Annotated in this window: 17 protein-coding genes; 12 read left to right on the plus strand and 5 right to left on the minus strand. The window is 66.8% G+C overall.

Translation table 11 applies throughout. The features are described from left to right. The first annotated feature begins 6 nt into the window (after window positions 1-6). From ACFCV3_RS02260 to ACFCV3_RS02285, 6 genes are read left to right on the plus strand one after another with little or no spacing between them, the layout of a single operon-like run. Window positions 7-894 (plus strand): carbohydrate ABC transporter permease, encoded by an 888-nt coding sequence (locus tag ACFCV3_RS02260; protein ID WP_376025317.1) that lies wholly within the window; start codon window positions 7-9, stop codon window positions 892-894. Next, on the plus strand, window positions 891-1,718 hold the full coding sequence (locus ACFCV3_RS02265) for a carbohydrate ABC transporter permease (protein ID WP_376025319.1): 828 nt from the start codon (window positions 891-893) through the stop codon (window positions 1,716-1,718). Before ACFCV3_RS02260 ends, ACFCV3_RS02265 begins: the two co-directional genes overlap by 4 nt. 14 nt (window positions 1,719-1,732) lie before the next feature. After that, a complete protein-coding gene (locus tag ACFCV3_RS02270; protein ID WP_376025320.1) occupies window positions 1,733-3,259 on the plus strand; it encodes an alpha-N-arabinofuranosidase in 1,527 nt (508 codons plus the stop codon). Window positions 3,260-3,300: 41 nt separating this feature from the next. Beyond that, entirely contained in the window at window positions 3,301-4,254 is a 954-nt protein-coding gene (locus tag ACFCV3_RS02275; protein ID WP_376025321.1) for an arabinan endo-1,5-alpha-L-arabinosidase, read from the plus strand. Between the two features lie 50 nt (window positions 4,255-4,304). Next, the gene (locus ACFCV3_RS02280) at window positions 4,305-6,350 is read left to right on the plus strand and encodes a sensor histidine kinase (protein WP_376025323.1); all 2,046 of its coding nucleotides are present in this window, start codon (window positions 4,305-4,307) and stop codon (window positions 6,348-6,350) included. Next, window positions 6,347-6,994 (plus strand): response regulator, encoded by a 648-nt coding sequence (locus tag ACFCV3_RS02285; RefSeq protein WP_376025324.1) that lies wholly within the window; start codon window positions 6,347-6,349, stop codon window positions 6,992-6,994. The genes ACFCV3_RS02280 and ACFCV3_RS02285 overlap by 4 nt, the downstream gene beginning before the upstream one ends. Here ACFCV3_RS02285 and ACFCV3_RS02290 read toward each other — a convergent pair. From ACFCV3_RS02290 to ACFCV3_RS02305, 4 genes are all read right to left on the minus strand, one after another. Further along, entirely contained in the window at window positions 6,960-7,592 is a 633-nt protein-coding gene (locus ACFCV3_RS02290; RefSeq protein ID WP_376025325.1) for a hypothetical protein, read from the minus strand. The two genes, ACFCV3_RS02285 and ACFCV3_RS02290, sit on opposite strands and share 35 nt — an antisense overlap. Before the next feature lie 80 nt (window positions 7,593-7,672). Continuing rightward, window positions 7,673-8,515 (minus strand): alpha/beta hydrolase fold domain-containing protein, encoded by an 843-nt coding sequence (locus ACFCV3_RS02295; protein ID WP_376025327.1) that lies wholly within the window; start codon window positions 8,513-8,515, stop codon window positions 7,673-7,675. A 41-nt stretch (window positions 8,516-8,556) separates the two neighbouring features. Continuing rightward, complete coding sequence (locus ACFCV3_RS02300; protein ID WP_376025329.1) at window positions 8,557-9,399, minus strand: SAM-dependent methyltransferase; 843 nt, start codon at window positions 9,397-9,399, stop codon at window positions 8,557-8,559. 95 nt (window positions 9,400-9,494) lie between these two features. Beyond that, entirely contained in the window at window positions 9,495-10,151 is a 657-nt protein-coding gene (locus tag ACFCV3_RS02305) for a GntR family transcriptional regulator (RefSeq protein ID WP_376025330.1), read from the minus strand. Between the two features lie 83 nt (window positions 10,152-10,234). Between ACFCV3_RS02305 and ACFCV3_RS02310 the strand changes: the two genes are divergently transcribed. From ACFCV3_RS02310 to ACFCV3_RS02325, 4 genes are all read left to right on the plus strand, one after another. Beyond that, window positions 10,235-10,666: a VOC family protein gene (locus ACFCV3_RS02310; RefSeq protein ID WP_376025332.1), complete on the plus strand. Its 432-nt coding sequence runs from the start codon at window positions 10,235-10,237 to the stop codon at window positions 10,664-10,666. A 407-nt stretch (window positions 10,667-11,073) separates the two neighbouring features. After that, window positions 11,074-12,948, plus strand: a complete 1,875-nt coding sequence (locus ACFCV3_RS02315) for a rhamnogalacturonan lyase (protein ID WP_376025333.1) — start codon at window positions 11,074-11,076, stop codon at window positions 12,946-12,948. 33 nt (window positions 12,949-12,981) lie between these two features. Then, window positions 12,982-13,860 carry an alpha/beta hydrolase family protein gene (locus tag ACFCV3_RS02320; protein WP_376025335.1) on the plus strand — a complete coding sequence of 293 codons (879 nt, stop codon included), beginning with the start codon at window positions 12,982-12,984 and terminating at the stop codon, window positions 13,858-13,860. Window positions 13,861-13,954: 94 nt separating this feature from the next. After that, complete coding sequence (locus ACFCV3_RS02325; protein WP_376025337.1) at window positions 13,955-15,160, plus strand: glycoside hydrolase family 5 protein; 1,206 nt, start codon at window positions 13,955-13,957, stop codon at window positions 15,158-15,160. A gap of 109 nt (window positions 15,161-15,269) precedes the next feature. Here the strand turns inward: ACFCV3_RS02325 and ACFCV3_RS02330 are convergent, their stop codons facing one another. Continuing rightward, complete coding sequence (locus ACFCV3_RS02330) at window positions 15,270-16,301, minus strand: LacI family DNA-binding transcriptional regulator (RefSeq protein ID WP_376025339.1); 1,032 nt, start codon at window positions 16,299-16,301, stop codon at window positions 15,270-15,272. Between the two features lie 172 nt (window positions 16,302-16,473). On the opposite strand from ACFCV3_RS02330, the gene ACFCV3_RS02335 reads away from it, so the two are divergent. Both ACFCV3_RS02335 and ACFCV3_RS02340 read left to right on the plus strand, forming a co-directional pair. Continuing rightward, complete coding sequence (locus tag ACFCV3_RS02335) at window positions 16,474-17,778, plus strand: jacalin-like lectin (RefSeq protein WP_376025340.1); 1,305 nt, start codon at window positions 16,474-16,476, stop codon at window positions 17,776-17,778. Between the two features lie 29 nt (window positions 17,779-17,807). Next, window positions 17,808-19,283, plus strand: a complete 1,476-nt coding sequence (locus tag ACFCV3_RS02340; protein WP_376025342.1) for a glycoside hydrolase — start codon at window positions 17,808-17,810, stop codon at window positions 19,281-19,283. Window positions 19,284-19,285 lie beyond the last annotated feature (2 nt).

A 19,285-nucleotide genomic window follows, 5' to 3' on the forward strand; every position in this document is an offset into this window, starting at 1 on the left:
GTACAGATGTCCTCGCGCAAACCTTGGCAGGAACGCTGGGCCGGACTGTTCTTCGTCGGTCCGTTCTTGCTCCTGTTCGCGGTGTTCCTGGTGTGGCCGACCATCTCCGGGTTGTGGAACAGCTTCTTCAACACGAGCCTGGCCGGTGTCGAGCAGGAGTTCCTCGGTCTGCAGAACTGGCGTGAGATGTTCAGCGACTCCGCGGTCTGGTCGTCGCTCAAGAACACGCTGATCTTCACCGCGATGAGCACGCCGCCGCTGGTGATCATCGCGCTCGTGATGGCCCTGCTCGCCAATCGGACCGGCGTCCTCGGATGGCTGTTGCGGTTCGCGTACTTCGCTCCGTTCGTGCTCCCGGCCACGGTCGTCACACTGATCTGGGTCTGGATCTACGAGCCGGGGTTCGGCCTGGTGAACGGGCTGCTGACGGCCGGTGGGTTCGCGGAGATCGATTGGCTGAACACCGAGAACCGGGCGATGCTCGCGGTGGTGATCACGACCGTCTGGTGGACGGTCGGGTTCAACTTCCTGCTCTATCTGGCCGCTCTGCAAGGGATTCCGGAGCAGGTCTACGAGGCGGCGGACATCGATGGTGCGAGTGAGCGGCAGAAGCTGTTCCGGATCACGTTGCCGCTGCTGCGCCGGACGACCGGGCTGATCGCCGTACTGCAGCTGGTGGCTTCGCTGAAGATCTTCGACCAGATCTACCTGATGACCAACGGCGGCCCGAACTACGCGACCCGGCCGATCATCCAGTACATCTACCAGAACGGCTTCACGAACTACCGGATCGGTTACGCCTCGGCGATCTCGTACATGTTCTTCGCGATCATCGTGGTGGTGGCCGTACTGCAGTTCAAGTTGTTCTCCGGTTCGAAGGAGGACAGCGCATGAGGTCGACCTGGACGTTCCCGAAGGTCGCCACCGCTGTCGGTGCGTCGATCTTGGGGGTCATCTGGCTGATTCCGCTGCTGTGGGCCGTGAGTACGTCGCTCAAGCCGGAGTCGGAGACCACCCGGTCGCCGATCACGTGGGTGCCCGCAACGCCGACCGGGGACGCGTACCGCAGCGTCCTCGACCAGGGCGATCTCATCCGCTGGTTCGTCAACAGCAGCGTGGTGTCGGTGCTGGTCACCGTCTTGACGCTGCTCGTCTCCGTCCTCGCCGCGTTCGGCTTCTCCCGCAACGAGTTCCCCGGACGGCGAGTCCTCTTCGGCCTGGTCGTCGCCGGCATCCTGGTGCCGCCACAGGTGCTGATCGTGCCGCTGTTCCAGGAGATGACCAGCCTCGGACTCGTCGACACCTACTGGGGCATCGTGCTGCCGCAGGTCGTCGCTCCGGTGATGGTGTTCGTCCTGAAGAAGTTCTTCGACGGCATCTCCCGCGACTACGAGGACGCGGCCCGGGTCGACGGCGCGTCCCGCCGGCGGATCGTCTGGAGCGTGATGGTGCCGATGTCCCGCCCCATTCTCGTTGCCGTCGGCATCTTCACCTTCATCGGTGCCTGGAACAACTTTCTCTGGCCCTTCATCGTGACCACCGACCCGTCGATGATGACGATCCCGGTCGGGCTCGCGAACGTCCAAGGTTCGTATGGCCTGCGTTACGCCCAGATCATGGCCTCGGCCGTGCTGGGCGGCCTGCCCCTGCTGATCGTCTACGCGCTGTTCCAGCGCCAGGTGGTCCGCGGGGTCGGCGACGCCGGCATCAAGGGATGACCCTTACCTCCACCATGACACCTGCTGACAGGAGCAACCCGGTGCCTACTGCCCACCTGACCATCGATCCCGCCTTCTCGATCGCGCCGGTGAACCGCCGGACCTTCGGGACCTTCGTCGAACACATGGGACGTTGTGTCTACACCGGGATCTACGAGCCCGGCCACGCGACCGCCGACGAGGACGGCTTCCGCAAGGACGTCCTCGAGCTGACGCGCGAGCTCGGCGCTTCGGTCGTCCGCTACCCGGGCGGCAACTTCGTCTCCGGGTACCGCTGGGAGGACGGTGTCGGTCCGCGGGACGGCCGGCCGCGACGGCTCGACCTTGCCTGGCACAGCATCGAGACCAACGAGTTCGGGCTGGACGAATTCATGCGCTGGTGCGCCAAGGCCGGGGTGGAGCCGATGATGGCGCTCAACCTGGGCACCCGTGGCGTGCAGGAGGCACTTGACCTGCTCGAGTACACCAACCACCCCGACGGTACGGCGTTGTCCGAACTGCGCGCGCAGCACGGCGCCTCGCCGTACGGGGTCAAGTTGTGGTGCCTGGGCAACGAACTCGACGGACCGTGGCAGGTCGGGCACAAGACTCCGGCCGAGTACGGACGGCTCGCGGCCGAGACGGCCCGCGCGATGCGGATGGTCGAACCGGATCTGCAGCTCGTCGCCTGCGGCTCGTCGTCGTCGAAGATGCCGCTGTTCGGTACCTGGGAGCGCGACGTACTGCGTGAGACCTACGAGTTCGTCGACTACATCTCCTGCCATGCCTACTACGGCAACGACGACGGCGACACCGCTTCGTTCCTTGCCTCGGCCGTCGACATGGATCACTTCATCGACTCCGTCACGGCGACCGCGGACCACGTCGGCGCCGAGCTCAAGAGCAGCAAACGCATCGGCATCTCCTTCGACGAGTGGAACGTCTGGTACGGCGATCGCTCCCGCCGGACCGACGGCCCGGCGGACGCGTGGGAGGTCGCGCCGCGGCGGATCGAGGACGAGTACAACGTCACGGATGCCGTTGTCGTCGGCAACCTGTTGATCTCCTTGCTCCGGCACAGTGACCGGGTTGCGGTCGCGTGTCTTGCCCAGCTGGCCAATGTGATCGCCCCGATCATGACCGAGCCCGGCGGTGCGGCCTGGCGGCAGCCGATCTTCCACCCGTTCGCCATCACCTCACGGCTCGCCGCCGGGCAGGTCCTGCGGGTCGAGACCGAATCTCCCACCGTTACCACGGAGAAGCACGGCGAAGTGACGGCCATCGACGCGATCGCGACGTACGACGAGGGCCGGCTGGCGCTGTTCGTCGTCAACCGATCCACCGAAGGACCCATCGAGATCACCGTCGATCTCGGCCGGCTCGGGGTGAGCTCGATCGACGAAGCCGTCATCATCCACGACAACGACCCCCTCGCCACCAACTCCGCGGCCGCACCGGACCGCGTCACCGCCCAGCCCTTCGACTCAGCCCAACTGGTCGACGGCAAGCTGACCATCACCTTGCCCGCCATCAGCTGGAGCGCACTCAGCTTGTCCGCCTGACCTCAGTACGCCCGTAACCGCCCCTACGGATCGAGGACACCATGCGCCGTTTCGCCTTCCTTCTCGCCGCAGCACTTGCGGTAACGACCGTGTTGGCCCCCAACGCCTGGGCCGCCTACCCAGGACCCGGCCATGTCACCGGAGACATCGGAGTGCACGACCCAAGTGTCGTCAAGCGACCAGGTGGTGGCTACCTGGTCGCGCACACCGGTGACAACATCTCCCTGAAGACCTCCACCGACCGGACCGCCTTCCGCAACGCCGGATCCGCCTTCCCAGGCGGCGCACCCTGGACGACCACCTACACCAACGGCAGCGCACACCTGTGGGCCCCCGACATCTCCTACCGCAACGGCCAGTACTACATGTACTACTCGGCTTCCACCTTCGGCTCCAACCGGTCGGCGATCTTCCTGGCCACCAGTCCCAGCGGCAACTCCGGCACCTGGACACACCGCGGCCTGGTCGTCGAGTCCCGCAGTACCGACAACTTCAACGCCATCGACCCCGACCTCGTCGTCGACGACCAGGGCCGCTGGTGGCTCTCGTTCGGCTCGTTCTGGTCCGGAATCAAGCTGATCGCCCTCAACCCCTCGACCGGGCTGCGCGCAGACTCCACCCTGCGCGCCCTGGCCGGTCGCAACGGCGGCCCGATCGAAGCGCCGAACATCGTCAAACGCGGCAACTACTACTACCTGTTCGTGTCCTTCGACTACTGCTGCCGCGGCGCCGACAGCACCTACCGCGTCATGGTCGGCCGCTCCACCACAGTCACCGGCCCCTACCGCGACCGCAACGGCACCGACCTGAACTCAGGCGGCGGAACCGAGATCCTCGCCTCTCACGGCGCGATCCACGGCCCCGGCCACCAAGACGTCTTCGCCGACACCGACCACGACATCCTCGTCTACCACTACTACGCCGACAACGGCACACCGCTCCTCGGCATCAACTGGCTCACCTGGACCTCCACCGGCTGGCCCGCTGTCACCTGAGACCGCTGAGGCCCTGTTGCCCGGGACGCCGGGACGGTTAACGTTCCCTCATGACGGCCGCTGCACGCTTCGGTCGCCCGGCCGCGCTGGGTCTGGTGGGGCTTTGTGCGGTGTTGTTCGGTTGGGGGGTGGTGCTCGGGGCTGCCTCGGACCGGCCGGAGCCGGTGCTGGCGACGCTGACAGGGTCGTGGACGGAGGCTGGGCTGCGGGCTGCTGCTGGTGACATACCGGTGCAGTGGTTGCAGGGGTACTTCCTGGCCTTGCAACTGCTGCCCGCGGTCGCCGGGCTGACCGCCGCGTTGCTTCTGCTCCGGCGTGCGGACTCGTGGTTCCGGTGTTACGCGGCGGTCGTGCTGGGGTTGTTCGGCACGATGAACGGCGCGATTCCCGGAGTCCTCCGGAGCGAGCTGGGCGGGTGGTCCGGCGACTTGCTCTACGGACTACAAGGCTTGGCCTGGGTGTCGCTGTTCCCGCTGATGTACGTGTTTCCGGACGGCCGGATCCGGCCGCGGTGGGGGCGATGGGCCCTGCTGGCGTGGGCGTTGCTGCTGCCGTACCTGCTGTTTGTGTCCTGGTTGGGTTTCGATGATCCCGCCGGCCCACTGCAGTCGCTTCCGACGGTTCCACTGTTCGGGTCGGCTGCGTGGGCCGCGGTGTACCGGTACCGGAAGATCTCGTCGCCGGAGCAGCGCACCCAGACTCGCGGCGTGGTTGCCGCCTTGGTGCTGTGGTTCGGATACGTGTTGCTGGTGCTGGCCACACCGGTCCACGGACTACTTGACGAGGTCAGCCGGCGAGGGCTGCTGACCAGCGTGGTGGCGTATCTGGCCAGCTACCTGATTGCCGCGCTGATCCCGGCGGCGGTTGCCGTGGGCATCTTGCGCTTCCGTTTGTACGACGTCGACGTCTGGGTCAACCGCACCTTGGTGTACGTCGTTCTGGCCGGCCTGGTCGGTCTTGCCTACGCCCTCGTGACGGTCGCCGGAACGTGGTGGTGGCGGGACAGCGAGCTGATCGGACCGATGGCGTTGGCGGTGCTGCTCGGCGTCGGCTTCCAGCCCGTCCGCACCCGCGCGCAACGAGCGGTCGACCGGTTCGTCTACGGCCGCCGGAAGGAGCCGTACGCCGTACTGACCGATCTCGGTCGCCGGCTCGAATCCGTGCTGCCACCGGATCAGGTACTGGAGACGCTCGTCCGCGAGGTCTGTGTAGCGCTGAAGTTGCCGTACGCATCGGCCACCGTGACGGCCTCCGCACTGACCGCGAGCTGGCCACCCGGAAACCCGGTGCCGACGGTGGGCCGGCCGGAGGTTTTCCCACTTCGTTGGCAAGAGCAACAACTCGGAGAGTTGCTGGTGGTCGGCGCGCCCGGGGACAACCTGACCGCGACCGATCGTGACCTGCTCGACGGGTTGGCCAGGCAGGCCGGCGCAGCGATCCGCGCCGCCACGCTCAACGACGATCTGCGCCGTTCACGGGAGCGGATCCTGGATGCCCGCGAGGACGAACGGCGGCGCCTCCAGCGCGATCTCCATGACGGGCTCGGCCCGACGCTGGCCAGTCTCTACCAGCGGGTCGATCTGGCTCGGTCGATGGCGAAGACCGAGCCTGAGGCCGCCGACAGACTGCTCGCCGAGGTCGGTGAGCAGACCCGGTTGGTGATCGACGACATCCGCTCCCTGGTCCGGGCACTCCATCCCCCTGAGCTCGAACTCGGTCTAGGTGCTGCGATCGAAGCGCGGGCCGCACAGCTGCCAAATCTCGGATCCGTCGATGTCGACACGACCGCGTTGCCCCCGCTGCCTTCCGCCGTGGAGACCGCGGCGTACCGGATTGCTGTCGAAGCATTGACGAACGTCGCCCGGCACGCCTCGGCCACGCGAGCAACGGTCAGCCTCTCGGCCAGTGATCGGGAGCTGACCATCTCGGTCGTCGACGACGGTACTGGCCTGCCGGCCGAACCGCGGCCCGGGACCGGACTGCGGTCGATGCGCGACCGCGCCGATGAACTGGGCGGTACTTGTGAGGTCACGGCCGAGCCGGGCGGCGGTACCCGCGTGCTCGCCGTACTGCCGTTGCGGGAAGGGGAACGATGAGCGCGATCCGCGTCCTGGTCGTCGACGACCACCTGTTCTACCGTGAGGGCGTCAAGACACTCCTCGCTACCCGGGCCGACGAGGTGACGGTCGCCGGCGAAGCGGCAACGGGCGAGGAAGCTCTCGAACTGATCCCGGTACTGCGGCCCGACGTGGTGCTGATGGATCTCCGGATGCCCGGGATGGGTGGGATCGCGGCGACCAGGCAACTGATCGCCGATCAGCCCGGGATCGCCGTACTGGTTCTCACCATGAACGACGACGACTCCGTCGTACCGGCGTTGCGGGCAGGCGCCCGGGGTTACCTGCTCAAGGATGCGTCCGTCGACGAACTCGTCCGCGCGATCACCTCGGTCCACGGTGGCTCCGCGGTCCTCGGCCCGCAGGCCGCCGCCCGGATGCACGAGCACATCCTCCACCCGCCGGGCCGGCCCGAACTGCCGTTCCGCGAGCTCACCGAACGCGAGCACGAACTCCTCGCCGAACTCGTCCAGGGACGGTCCAACGAGGAGATCGCCCGCCGGCTCGGCCTCACCGCGAAGACAGTCCGCAACTACGTCTCGAACATCCTCGCCAAGCTGCACGCCCGCGACCGCACCCACCTGGTCGTCATCGCCCGTGAAGCCGGCTACCCCGGCGCCTGAGCGACCAGCCGAGAACCGCCCACAACACCGGCAGCACCATCGGCGGCAGTCCGACCGTGTCGACCAGCTTCTGTCCGCCGATCAACGCCGGCAGGTAGATCGCGACCTCCAGTACCAGGAACACCGCAGTCAGTACGCCGATCACCAGCGCCGTCCTGCTGTTCTTGGCCAGTCGCAGGCACGTGAGCACGGCAGCCACATCCACTGCCCACCACGCCAGCAGACTCAGCAGAATCGCCAACGGCAGGAGCGAGCTATCGGCGAGCCTCTCCGCCTGATCGATCCACACCACACCGGCCTGCGCCGCGACGTACGCCACCGAAAGCCCGATACCCATGGCTGCCGGCAAACGCACCATCCTTCCCCCGATCGCCCGGAACGCGAACGCGGCCAACATCACCGGCGCGATCCACAGCACCGCGACCACCATCCACGGCAACGCCCGCGCATCCACCTGCGCCGCCGTCATCGCACCCGCCGAACCATCCACCGTCAGATGCGCCAACCCCATGAACGCAGCCAAAGGAACAAGAGCAATCAGCAGCAGCCCGCCCGGCCGCCTCACCTCGACACCCACCTGCGGCACCGTCTCAGTCATAGCGAAGTCCTTAGTCTCGGAAGTACCAGGACCTCACCGTCAGCCGCCTGACGTCCCGGGCACCAGAGTCCCCGGACCCGCTACACGTGGCGTTGAAAGAAGCGCAGGGCCTCGTAACCGAGCTCTTCCCAGGGCTGGTCGGTCCAGGGCGCATGGGGGTCGCCGCTCAGGTTGTGGTGTCCGCCGGGGATGGTGCGGAGGGTGAGGTCACCGCCCAGGGATCGGACCCGCTCAGCGAAGTCGAGACTCTGGCTGTACGGAACGGTCTCGTCGCGGTCGCCGTGACACAGCAGGATCGGCGGCGGGACCGAGCCGCTCAGGTCGAGGTGGTACGCCGGGCTCGCCGCGGCTCGCAGCCGGCTGTTGGTGGTGTTGGGTCCGCCGAAGAGGCCGTGAAAGACCGATCCGGGTTCGTTCTCGTCGGCCAGGTGCCAGCCACGGAAGTCAGTCGGTGCGCAGCGAGCAACAGCAGCCTGTACGGCGGGATCCTCGTCCGTCGGGCGTTGGGTGGCGAGCAGAAGCGCCAAGTGCCCACCCGCGGAATCTCCCCAGACCGCAATCCGGCCAGCGTCGAAGTTGTAGGCATCGGCCTGGCTGCGGAGCCAGCGGACTGCGGCTCGGGCATCGTCGAGCTGGGCCGGGAAGGGATCGCTGGTGGTCAGCCGACAGCTGACGCTGGCCGCGGCAATGCCGTTAGCGGCGAGCAGTGGACTGATCCACGGATACATCGCGAGCTCTCGTCCGCCCGATCGCCATCCACCGCCGTGGAAGTAGATGGCCAGCGGGGTGCGGCTTGCGACACGTGGAACGAGCAGGTCGAGGTGGAGGTCGGATTCCCACGGTGGGCGATCCGGATGCCGCTGATAGCGAAGTGCGGGGATGACCTCGAACCGGTGTGGTCCGGCGCTGACCGAGACGAGCATGGGTGGAGACTATGCTCGCTCGGCCGGCTGATGTCAGGCTGTTACGGCTTCTTGCCGACTCCTACCCAGAGGCTGCAGCTGATGTCGTTGAAGGTGCCGTTGTCGACCAGGCGCTCGGTCTCCGCGTCGGGGTGCCAGCGGTACGGGACCTCGACGCCGGGCTCGACCAGCTCCAGGCCGGCGAAGAAGCGCTCGATCTCCTCGCGGCTGCGGACCTGCGCGTCGCCACCGTCGGCCTTGTAGACCTGGATCGCCTGCTCCCACATCTCGGGGGCGAAGTCCGGTGTGCAGTGGGAGAAGAGCAGGTACGAACCGGGTGCCAGCGCGTCGACCAGCTCCTGGAGCAGCTCGTAGGGCTTCGCCTCGTCGGGGAGGTAGTGGAAGACACCGACGATGCTCAGCGCGACCGGCTTGCTCAGGTCGAGGACCTCGCGGACCTCCTCGGAGTCGAGGATCGCCTGCGGGTCGCTGATGTCCGCCTCGAGGTACGCCGTCCGGCCCTGGGGGTTGCTGACCAGCAGTGCCCGGGAGTGGGCGAGCACGATCGGGTCGTTGTCCACGTAGACGACGTTCGCCTCCGGCACGACCTCCTGCACGACCTCGTGCAGATTCGGGCTGGTGGGGATGCCGGTACCGATGTCGAGGAACTGCGTGATGCCCTGCTCGGCGACGTACCGGGCCGCTCGGTGCATCCACATCCGGTTCGACTGCGCCGCCGTACGGAATCCGGGGAACGCCTCGAGCAGGTGCTCGGCGGCGGCGCGGTCCGGCGCGAAGTTCGTCTTGCCGCCCAGGAAGTAGTCATAGACCCGGGCACCGTGCGGCACGCCCAGATTGAGTCGCTCCACCATGTCTACTTCAGTGTCATCGCTTTGATCACTCATAGAAACTCCTCGACGCCGCCCGTGCAGTAGTCCGCATCGTAGCGAATGCGCATCAGCCTGTAACCACAACCCACGCCATCAGTCCACACGGTCCGTCAGCCGGACGTGATGACTTCGAAGGCGTTGCGGCGATGCGCGGCGAAGAGGGCGAGGGCAGTGTCGGCATCCCGGGCACGCAGCGCGGAAACGAGGCCGTGGTGTTCGCCGGGGACGAGGCCGAGGTAGTCCTCGGTACTGAGGTTGATCCGGGTCAGCAGGAAGAGGTGGACCTGACACCGGATCGCGTCCCAGGCCTCAGCCAGGCGCTGATGTCCGGCCGCGGCGAAGACAGCATCGTGGAAGGCGATGTCGCAGCGCACCATCTCGTGCGGATCATCCGCCCGGTCCATCGCTGCCGCGGTCTTCTCGAGGAGATTCAGGTCCTCGTCCGTGGCCCGGTCAACGACGTGGCGAACGGCGAGGTCCTCCAGCGCGCCGCGCAGAGTGTGCAGCTCCGCGACATCGATGGCGGACAAGGTGGTGACCGTCGCACCGCGGTGCCAGGCAACCCGGACCAGCCCCTCCCGCTCCAGGAGCCGCAGCCCTTCCCGCACCGGACCCCGGCTGACATCCATCACGCCGGAGAGTTCCACCTCGCGCAACTGGGCCCCGGGTGCGTAGGCGCCGCTGAAGATCGCCTCGCGGATGCGGTCCGCGACCTCGTCCGCCAGCCCCCGGCGCCGGGCCGGGCTCACCTTGCTCTGATCACTCACGTCTGCCTTGCCCCTCCCTGGCGCCCTGATGCTAACGTTCCATCATTGTCGCAATGTTAACATTAGGACAGAGAGGCGTTGCCATGACCGTGCTCGACTCCCCGATCCCCCGGTTCCACCTGGCCGTGCCGGTCGACGACCTGACCGCAGCCCGCCACTTCTACGGCGAGGTTCTCGGCCTCACCCAGGGCCGCAGCTCCGACACCTGGATCGACTGGAACCTGCACGGCCACCAGTTCGTCACCCACCTCGCCCCGACGCGTGCCCAACGCATCCACAACCCGGTCGACGGCCACGACGTACCGGTCCCGCACTTCGGCCTGATCCTCACGGTCCCAGCCTTCGAACAGCTCGCCGGCCGCCTGCGCGACGCCGGTACGACGTTCGTCATCGAGCCCTACGTCCGCTTCCAGGGGCAGACCGGCGAGCAGTGGACGATGTTCCTGCTCGACCCCGCCGGCAACGCCCTCGAGTTCAAAGCATTCGCCGACGACTCCCAGGTCTTCGCCGCCTGAGACAATGCAACCGATTCCCATGGCCACCCGGACCTGGCCGGCATCTCCGCGTTCTCTTGCCCAACTGCCTGGGTGACTGCTGTGCACGTTCACACTTTCTTGCGCCAAGCTCTTGCCATGCCCGGTGACTTAAGTTTTCATCATGGGAAGCCCCGTGGCGTCGGAAACTGTGCACGTTCACGGCCCTGACTCGTGGTCCGCCCCATCCACGGAAGAGGTATCGCCCCATGCCTGGAACCGCCCTCCAAGACAGTCAACAGGCCTTTCGGTGCGATCGCGATCGTGCCGGGGTCCACCGCCTGGGCCCAGCACGTTCGATGGCAGCGCACCCGCGATTCGCGAGCTGAACCTGCCGCTGACCATCTGCCTGCGCTGACACCACGAAACCTCTCCAGAAGGGTTCCTTCATGTCCAGATTCACCATCAGACAGCGGCTGGCCCTCGCAGTCGTCGGCGTCGTGGCGGCCGGATTGACACCGAACCTGGCGGGCGCCGTCAGTTCCCCGCCCACACCGGTCGCGCAGCAGGCGGCCCAGCCGCAGACCGACAAGCTGGACCGGGGCGTGATCAACGTCCACACCGGTCAGGGCAACCGGATCAGCTGGCGACAGCTCGCCGATGACCCGGCCGACGTCACGTTCAACGTCTACCGCAACGGCGTGAAGGTGAACCGTACGCCGATCAGCGGCCCGACGAGTTACGTCGACGCCGGCGCCCCTGCCGATGCGAAGTACGTCGTACGGGCAGTTGTCGGTGGGGTCGAGCGCGCGGCCAAGACCGCCGGGGACGAGTCGCTGACACTCAATGCCGTTCCTGGTGAGGCCGGCATCGAAGCCAGCACTCGCGACATTCCGCTCCAGATCCCGGCCGGTGGCAGGACGCCGTCCGGGGAGAACTACACCTACGTCGCGAACGACGCGAGTGTGGGTGATCTGGACGGTGACGGGCAGTACGAGATCATCCTGAAGTGGGATCCGACCAACGCTCACGACAACGCACAGTCCGGGTACACCGGCAACGTCTACCTGGACGCCTACAAGCTGAACGGGACCAGGTTGTGGCGGATCGACCTGGGCCGCAACATCCGGGCCGGTGCGCACTACACGCAGTTCCAGGTCTTCGACTACGACGGTGACGGCCGGGCCGAGGTCGCGGTCAAGACCGCCGACGGCACCCGCTCCGGCACCGGCCAGGTCATCGGCAACGGATCAGCCGACCACCGCAACTCCAGCGGATACATCCTCACCGGACCCGAGTTCCTGTCCGTGTTCCGCGGCACCGACGGCGCCGTACTGGCGACCGCCAACTACCAGCCGCCGCGCGGGAACGTCTCCTCCTGGGGCGACAACTACGGCAACCGCGTCGACCGCTTCCTAGCCGGTACGGCGTACCTGGACGGCGCGCGGCCCAGCATCATCATGGCCCGGGGCTACTACACCCGTTCCGTCATCGTCGCCTGGGACTACCGCAACGGCGCACTGACGCAGCGCTGGATCTTCGACTCCAACAGCGCCGGCAGCCAATGGTCCGGGAAGGGCAACCACAACCTGTCCATTGCCGATGTCGACGCCGACGGCCGCGACGAGGTCATGTACGGCTCGATGGCGATCGACGACAACGGCCGCGGGTTGTGGCAGAACAACACCCACCACGGCGACGCCTACCACGTCAGCGACTTCATCCCCTCGCGCCCAGGACTCGAGGTCTTCAAGCCCTCCGAGTGGACGAGCGAACCGACGCACTGGATGGGAGACGCACGCACCGGCCAGATCATCTGGAGCGCACCTTCCTGCGGTTGTGACAACGGCCGAGCTGTTGCCGCGGACATCTGGGCGGGCAACCGTGGCGCCGAAGCGTGGTCGGCATCGGTCGGCGGCCTCCGCAGTGCGACCACCGGTGGTCAGGTCTCCTCGCGCAAGCCGAGCTCCATCAACTTCGTGGTCTGGTGGGACGGCGACGCACAACGCGAGCTGCTCGACGGCACGCAGATCAGCAAGTACGGCACCAGCGGTGACACCCGGCTGCTGACCGGCTCGGGAGTGTCGTCGAACAACGGCACCAAGTCGACCCCGGCGCTGTCGGCCGACATCCTCGGCGACTGGCGCGAAGAAGTGATCTGGCGAACCTCGGACAACCGGGCACTGCGGATCTACTCCACCACCGACAGCACATCGATCACCCGGCCGTCACTGATGCAGGACCGCCAGTACCGGGTGGCCGTGGCTTGGCAGAACACCGCCTACAACCAGCCGCCGCACCCGAGCTTTGCCATCGGCAACTGAGCTGTCCTGCCGCCGCCCCTCCTTGGAGTTCCCATGACTATGCAACGCCGTACTTTCCTCGGCCTCGGCGCCGCCGGAGTCGCGGGCGCCGGCCTGACCGCACTCGGCGCCGGGCAGGCACTCGGCGCGCTGGCCGGCGCACCGACCACACCATTCGCGGTCGGTGTCCGCCAGTACACCTGGTGGCGCGGCAGCCGTCGCGTCAATACCTACGTCTACTACCCCGCCAAAGGCACGCCAGGCAGTGGCCCGACCACCAACGCACCCGTTGCCGATGGCATCTTCCCGATCTGCCAGTACACACACGGTTCCGGCGCCAGCCCACAAGGCGCGCTCGGACACATCCGTCCGTTGGCAGCGGCCGGGTTCATCGTGCCCGCGCCGCACTTCGGCAGCTCCATCGGTGATGCCTACAACGGCAATCTGTCCAGAGACGCATCTCAGGCCATCACCGGCACCCTCGCGTTGAACACCGCCAACGACCCGCTGCGAGGCCACATCAACACCTCGGTCGGCGTCGGTGCGTCCGGCTACTCGATGGGCGGCATGACGACGCACGGCCTGCTGACCATCGCGCCGGATTCGCGCATCGTCGCCGCCGCTCCCTGGGCCTGTGTGGACATGGGCAATCCGTCGCCCTCGATCAGGGCGAAGGTGCTGTTCATCCACGGCGACCGGGACAGCACCTGTCCCTACTCGTCCGCCCGCCAGGCCTACCGCGAACTCCCCGCCCCCAAAGCGTTCCTCACGTTCCGCGGCGGTACCCACAACAGCTATTTCAGCGACTCCCGCGCCCGCAACACGTTCGTGGACTGGATGCGCTGGAGCCTGTACGCCGACACCGCCGCCCGCGACCGTCTGCCCGCCGACGCCAGCTCGAGCTCCACCACCTGGGAATCCATCCTGAGCTGAGCCGCCCCAGTACGTCACCCTCGGACCGGCTCAGGACGCCGGTCCGGGGGTGGCTCCTTCTTCGACACCGCTGACACCTAGAAATGGACGTCGCATGACCACCAGAACGAGAAAGCTGAGTTTCGTCGCCATCGCTGCGCTGCTGGCAGCCACGGTGTCCGCACCCGCGGCGGCGACACCCGCCCCGCAGTTGCATGCCGCGCAGCTGAATGCCGCGCAGGTCGTGGCCGACATGGGTGCCGGCTGGAACCTCGGTAACCAGCTCGAGGCCAACTCCAACGGCTACCCGAGCGAGACCGCCTGGGGCAACCCGACCGTCACCCAGGCCCTCATCGACAAAGTGAAAGCCGCCGGCTTCAAGTCGATCCGGATCCCCGTCTCCTACCTGCGCACCATCGGCGCCGGCCCGAACTACACCATCAACTCCGCCTGGCTGAACCGCGTGCAACAGGTGGTCAACTACGCACACAGCCGTGGGCTCTACGTCATCATCAACATGCACGGCGACGGCTACAAAAGCATTCCCTACGCCTGGCTGATCTGCGACGCAGCGAACCAGAGCGCGATCAAGGCGAAGTACCAGAAAGTCTGGCAGCAGATCGCCACCAGATTCCAGAACTACGACAACCGGCTGATCCTCGAGTCGATGAACGAAAACTTCGACGGCCAGTACGGCCGCCCCACCCAGCCGTGCTACTCCAACATCAACGCCTACAACCAGATCTTCGTCGACACCGTCCGACGGGCAGGCGGCAACAACAGCTCGCGCTGGCTACTCGTCCCGGGCTGGAACACCAACATCGACTACACCGCCGGCAACTACGGCTTCGTCGTACCAACCGACCAGTACCGCTCCCCCACCATCCCCAGCAACGAGCGACGGATCATGATCTCCGTGCACTACTACGCCCCGTGGGACTTCGCCGGCGAAGAGAACTCCAGGATCACCCAGTGGGGACGCGGCTCGACCGACCCGTCCCGGAAGTCGACCTGGGGCCAGGAAGACTACCTCGACTCCCAACTCAAGCTGATGTACGACAAATTCGTCGTCCGCGGCTACCCCGTGGTCGTCGGCGAATACGGCTCGATCGACAAAACCTCATTCGATTCCTCGAACAACCGCTACCGAGCCGACTTCGCCCGCGCCGTCGCCGCCACCTCCAAGAAGTACGGCGCCGCCACCATCTACTGGGACAACGGCGTCAACGGCCGCTACGGCTTCGGCCTCTTCAACCGATCCGCCACCACAGTCACCCAACAAGGCATTATCAACGCCATCAGAACCGGCACCGGCACCTAGGCGTGTGGGCAAGTCGAGTGCAGCCGCACCGCCATCGGTCGCCCGGGCACAGCAGCCAGCGGGGGCGGTTCGGGGGGCGCGCCTCGGTTGCGTACCGGGCAGCTGGGGGTCAGGCTGATTCGCGGACGACCAGTTCGGTGGGGAGGATTACTGTGGCTGGGCCGTCGCCTTCGATTTGGGCTAGTAGCTGGCGGACCATCATCTCGCTGATTCGTTGCCATGGCTGTCGCATCGTGGTCAGGGTGGGGGTTGTTGCGGTGGCTACGGAGGAGTCGTCGAAACCGCCGACGGCGATGTCGTCGGGGACGGTGCGGCCGGCGCGCTCGATCGCGCGGAGGGCGCCTTCGGCCATGAGGTCGGATGCGACGAAGACGGCGTCGAGGTCGGGGGCGCGGCTGAGGAGATCTCGCATGCAGGACTCGCCGCTTGCCCGGCTGTAGTCGCCGGTCGCGACCAGCCGCTTGTCGAAGCGGATCTTGCGCTCGGTGAGTACGTCGCGGTAGCCCTGCAGCCGGTCGGATCCTCCGGGGCCGTCGGACGGGCCGGCGATGGTTGCGATGCGTTTGCGGCCGGCGTCGGCCAGGTAGCGCATCATGGTTCGTGCGCCTTCGCGGTCGTCCGCGACGACGTAGGAGATCGTTCCGCTTTGGTCCTGGGGTTTGCCGCAGCAGACGAACGGCAGGCCGGCGCGCTGTAGCAGGTCGATCATCGGCGTACCGCGGTTCGAGTTGAACAGCAACGCACCGTCGACCTGGTGGGCCAACAGGTAGGGAGCGATGCGTCGGCGCTCCGCCTCGGTCCCCGCGGCGATCAGGACGAGCGGGATGTCGTGCTCGGCGAGGGCGGTCGTGCATCCTCGCAGCAGGGTGGCCAGGTTGGGATCCTCGAACAGCCGTTCTTGCGTCTCCGACAGCAGGAAGGCGACCGAGCCGGCGCGCCGGGTCACCAGGCTGCGGGCTGCCCGGTTCACCACGTAGCCCAGCTTGCGGATGGCGGCGTCGACCGCTCGGTGGCTTGCCGGGCTGACGTTGTGCCCACCTTGCAGAACGCGTGACACCGTGCCACGAGAGACCCCCGCCTGGGCGGCGACGTCGTGGATCGTGGGTGGGCGCTTGTTCTGCGATGGCACGGTGTCGGTCATAGGTCCTCAGGATCGACAGATGGTGCCCAAACTCTACGCCCGACCGCGAGTTTACGACTGACGCCACCCGAACACGTAGCGTTCACCCGGTTCACCATTGTGCTGGCAGACGGTGAAAGTTAGCGTTAACACCTCCGCCCTTCCATGCAGTTTGAGCACAGGGGAACCTCTGATGCGCAGATCGCTCCTGGCCGTTGTGACGGCCGTCCTGCTGACCGCCGGCACGACCACGGCCCCCGAGGCCCAGGCCGTGGTGAACTCGTTCTCCGTCCTGACGTACAACGTGGCCGGGTTACCCGACGGCATCTCGTCGGGCGACCCGGAGAAGAACACTCCCCTGATCAGTCCCCGGCTGGCCGAGTACGACGTGGTCACCGTGCAGGAGGACTTCAACTATCACGCCGCGCTCTACGCGGGCGACAACCATCCCCACCGGACGGCGACCAGCGGTGGCGTGCCCTTCGGGGACGGCCTGAACACCTTGTCCCGGTACCCGTTCGACGACTTCGACCGGACCAAGTGGTCGAGGTGCAACGGCACGGACTGCCTGACACCCAAGGGATTCAGCCTCAACCGGATCCGGCTGGCCGAGGGCGTGTACGTCGACCTCTACAACCTGCACCCGAACGCCGGGGTCGAGCCCGCCGACCTGGCCGCCCGCCGGGCCAACATCACCCAGCTCACCCAGTACATCGCCGCCAACTCGGCCGGCAACGCGGTGATCGTGATGGGTGACACCAACACTCGCTACACCAGGACCGAGGACAACATCCGCGAGCTCGTCACCGGTGCCGGCCTGACCGACGCCTGGGTCCAGCTGATCCGCGGCGGCCAGGCTCCGCCCCTCGGCAGCCCCGCGCTGGTGTGCGATCCCAACGCGGTGACCAACTCCTGCGAGGTGGTCGACAAGGTCCTCTACCGCGGCAACCGGTTCATCAACCTCACCGCAACCCAGTACAACAACGAGAATCAGAAGTTCCTCGACAGCGCCGGCAAGCCCTTGTCGGACCACTACCCGCACCTGGTCCGCTTCACCTGGTCCCTCAACGACCAGCTCCGGATGAGCGACCAGTACGGCGGCCCGCACGGAACGCCGTTCACCGATGTCGACCGGATCGCCGGCAGCACCGGCGTACGATCCGTCCGCCTGAGCGGTGCGGCACGCCTCGACCGGGTCGGCCTGACACTGTCCAACGGCACCGTCCTGACCCACGGCGGCACTGGCGGAACCGAGACCGAACTAACCCTCGCCCCGAACGAACGCATCGTCCGGATCACCTTGACCCAAGGCAAGTACAACCAGCGGACCAGACTCTTCTCAGCCGCCATCACCACCAGCACCGGCCGCACGTTGTCCGCCGGCACCCCAACCGCGAACACTGTCACCTACACCGCCCCCACCGGCTGGCAGATCACCGGATTCACCGGCCGAGCAGGCGACGGAGTCGACAAACTCGGCGTCATCTACCAACCCTGACCACCGCCCCCCAACCAGGAGACCGCCCCATGGACTCACCTCTGAACATCCATCGCCGTACGCTGCTCGCCGCGGCCGGCGTCACCGCCGCGAGCACACTGCTCAGCACCGCTACGGCGCGCGCCGACGCGACCGTGCGTGTCGATCCTGCCGCCGATCAGGGGGCCTGGGAGGGGTGGGGGACGTCGCTGGCCTGGTGGGCCAACGTGTTCGGCGACCGGGACGACTTCGCCGACCTGTTCTTCAGCACCAAGACGGTGACCTACAACGGCGCCTCCCTGCCGGGCCTTGGGATGAACATCGCCCGCTACAACCTCGGTGCCTGCAGCTGGAACGCAGTCGGCAGCGAGCGGATGGTTGCCTCACCCAACATCCCGAGGTTCAAGCAGATCGAGGGCTTCTGGCAGGACTGGGGCAACGAGGACCCGGCATCCGCAGCCTGGAACTGGAACGCCGACGCCAAACAGCGCGCGATGCTGACCAAGGCAACTCAGCGCGGTGCGATCAGCGAGCTGTTCGCCAACTCGCCGATGTGGTGGATGTGCTCGAACCACAACCCGTCCGGCGCCGCGGACGGCGGCAACAACCTCCAGTCCTGGAACCACCGCCAGCACGCGCTGCACCTGGCAGCAACCGCCCGCCGTGCCCGCGACCAGTGGGGCGTGAACTTCCGGACCGTTGACCCGTTCAACGAGCCGTCGTCCAACTGGTGGAAGGCCGACTGCGGCCAGGAAGGCTGCCATATCGACGCCACCACCCAGCGCAGCGTCATCAGCAACCTGCGCACCGAGCTCGACCGGGTCGGCCTGAGCAGTGTGGCGATCTCGGCTTCCGACGAGACGAACTACGACCTCGCCCGTACGACGTGGAGCAGCTTCGACTCGGCCACCAAGGACCGCGTCCGGCAGGTCAACGTGCATGGGTACCAAGGGCTGAGCGGCCGTCGTGACCTGCTGGGCAACGAGGTACGGGCCTCGGGCAAGATTCTCTGGAACTCCGAGCACGGCGACTCCGACGGCAGCGGCATGATGACCGCACGCTGTCTGCTGATGGACTTCCGGTGGCTCAAGCCAACAGCGTGGTGCTACTGGCAGGTGATGGACCCGACCGCCGGCTGGGGCCTGCTCCGGTACGACGGCAACTCGGGCCAGGCGGGCGCTGTCGAGACCAAGCTGTACGTCGTCGCCCAGTTCACCCGGCACATTCGCCCGGGCATGCGGATCATCAACACCGGTGTCGATTACGCCATTGCGGCCCATGACGCAGCAGCGCGACGCCTGGTGATCGTTGCCGCGAACAACGGAGCCGCGCAGAACCTCACGTTCGACCTGTCGCCGTTCGGCACGGTGCCGAACGGCACAGCCACTCGCTGGTCCACACTGACGTCAGGTGCTGGCGACCGGTATACGCGTCGCCAGGACCTGACGGTCAGCGGGGAGATGGTTCAGGTGCCCTTCGCCGCGGGCGCCGTACAGACGATCCAGATCGACGGCGTCGTGCGATGAGC

The sequence above is a fragment of the Kribbella sp. NPDC056345 genome, from assembly GCF_042262745.1.
Lineage (GTDB): Bacteria > Actinomycetota > Actinomycetes > Propionibacteriales > Kribbellaceae > Kribbella.

What these genes read in the sequence shown, in the direction of transcription:
- ACFCV3_RS02260 (WP_376025317.1), top strand. Translation starts at nt 7, where the DNA reads ATGTCCTCGCGCAAACCTTGGCAGGAACGCTGGGCCGGACTGTTCTTC.
- ACFCV3_RS02265 (WP_376025319.1), top strand. Translation starts at nt 891, where the DNA reads ATGAGGTCGACCTGGACGTTCCCGAAGGTCGCCACCGCTGTCGGTGCG.
- ACFCV3_RS02270 (WP_376025320.1), top strand. Translation starts at nt 1,733, where the DNA reads ATGACACCTGCTGACAGGAGCAACCCGGTGCCTACTGCCCACCTGACC.
- ACFCV3_RS02275 (WP_376025321.1), top strand. Translation starts at nt 3,301, where the DNA reads ATGCGCCGTTTCGCCTTCCTTCTCGCCGCAGCACTTGCGGTAACGACC.
- ACFCV3_RS02280 (WP_376025323.1), top strand. Translation starts at nt 4,305, where the DNA reads ATGACGGCCGCTGCACGCTTCGGTCGCCCGGCCGCGCTGGGTCTGGTG.
- ACFCV3_RS02285 (WP_376025324.1), top strand. Translation starts at nt 6,347, where the DNA reads ATGAGCGCGATCCGCGTCCTGGTCGTCGACGACCACCTGTTCTACCGT.
- ACFCV3_RS02290 (WP_376025325.1), bottom strand. Translation starts at nt 7,592, where the DNA reads ATGACTGAGACGGTGCCGCAGGTGGGTGTCGAGGTGAGGCGGCCGGGC.
- ACFCV3_RS02295 (WP_376025327.1), bottom strand. Translation starts at nt 8,515, where the DNA reads ATGCTCGTCTCGGTCAGCGCCGGACCACACCGGTTCGAGGTCATCCCC.
- ACFCV3_RS02300 (WP_376025329.1), bottom strand. Translation starts at nt 9,399, where the DNA reads ATGAGTGATCAAAGCGATGACACTGAAGTAGACATGGTGGAGCGACTC.
- ACFCV3_RS02310 (WP_376025332.1), top strand. Translation starts at nt 10,235, where the DNA reads ATGACCGTGCTCGACTCCCCGATCCCCCGGTTCCACCTGGCCGTGCCG.
- ACFCV3_RS02315 (WP_376025333.1), top strand. Translation starts at nt 11,074, where the DNA reads ATGTCCAGATTCACCATCAGACAGCGGCTGGCCCTCGCAGTCGTCGGC.
- ACFCV3_RS02320 (WP_376025335.1), top strand. Translation starts at nt 12,982, where the DNA reads ATGACTATGCAACGCCGTACTTTCCTCGGCCTCGGCGCCGCCGGAGTC.
- ACFCV3_RS02325 (WP_376025337.1), top strand. Translation starts at nt 13,955, where the DNA reads ATGACCACCAGAACGAGAAAGCTGAGTTTCGTCGCCATCGCTGCGCTG.
- ACFCV3_RS02330 (WP_376025339.1), bottom strand. Translation starts at nt 16,301, where the DNA reads ATGACCGACACCGTGCCATCGCAGAACAAGCGCCCACCCACGATCCAC.
- ACFCV3_RS02335 (WP_376025340.1), top strand. Translation starts at nt 16,474, where the DNA reads ATGCGCAGATCGCTCCTGGCCGTTGTGACGGCCGTCCTGCTGACCGCC.
- ACFCV3_RS02340 (WP_376025342.1), top strand. Translation starts at nt 17,808, where the DNA reads ATGGACTCACCTCTGAACATCCATCGCCGTACGCTGCTCGCCGCGGCC.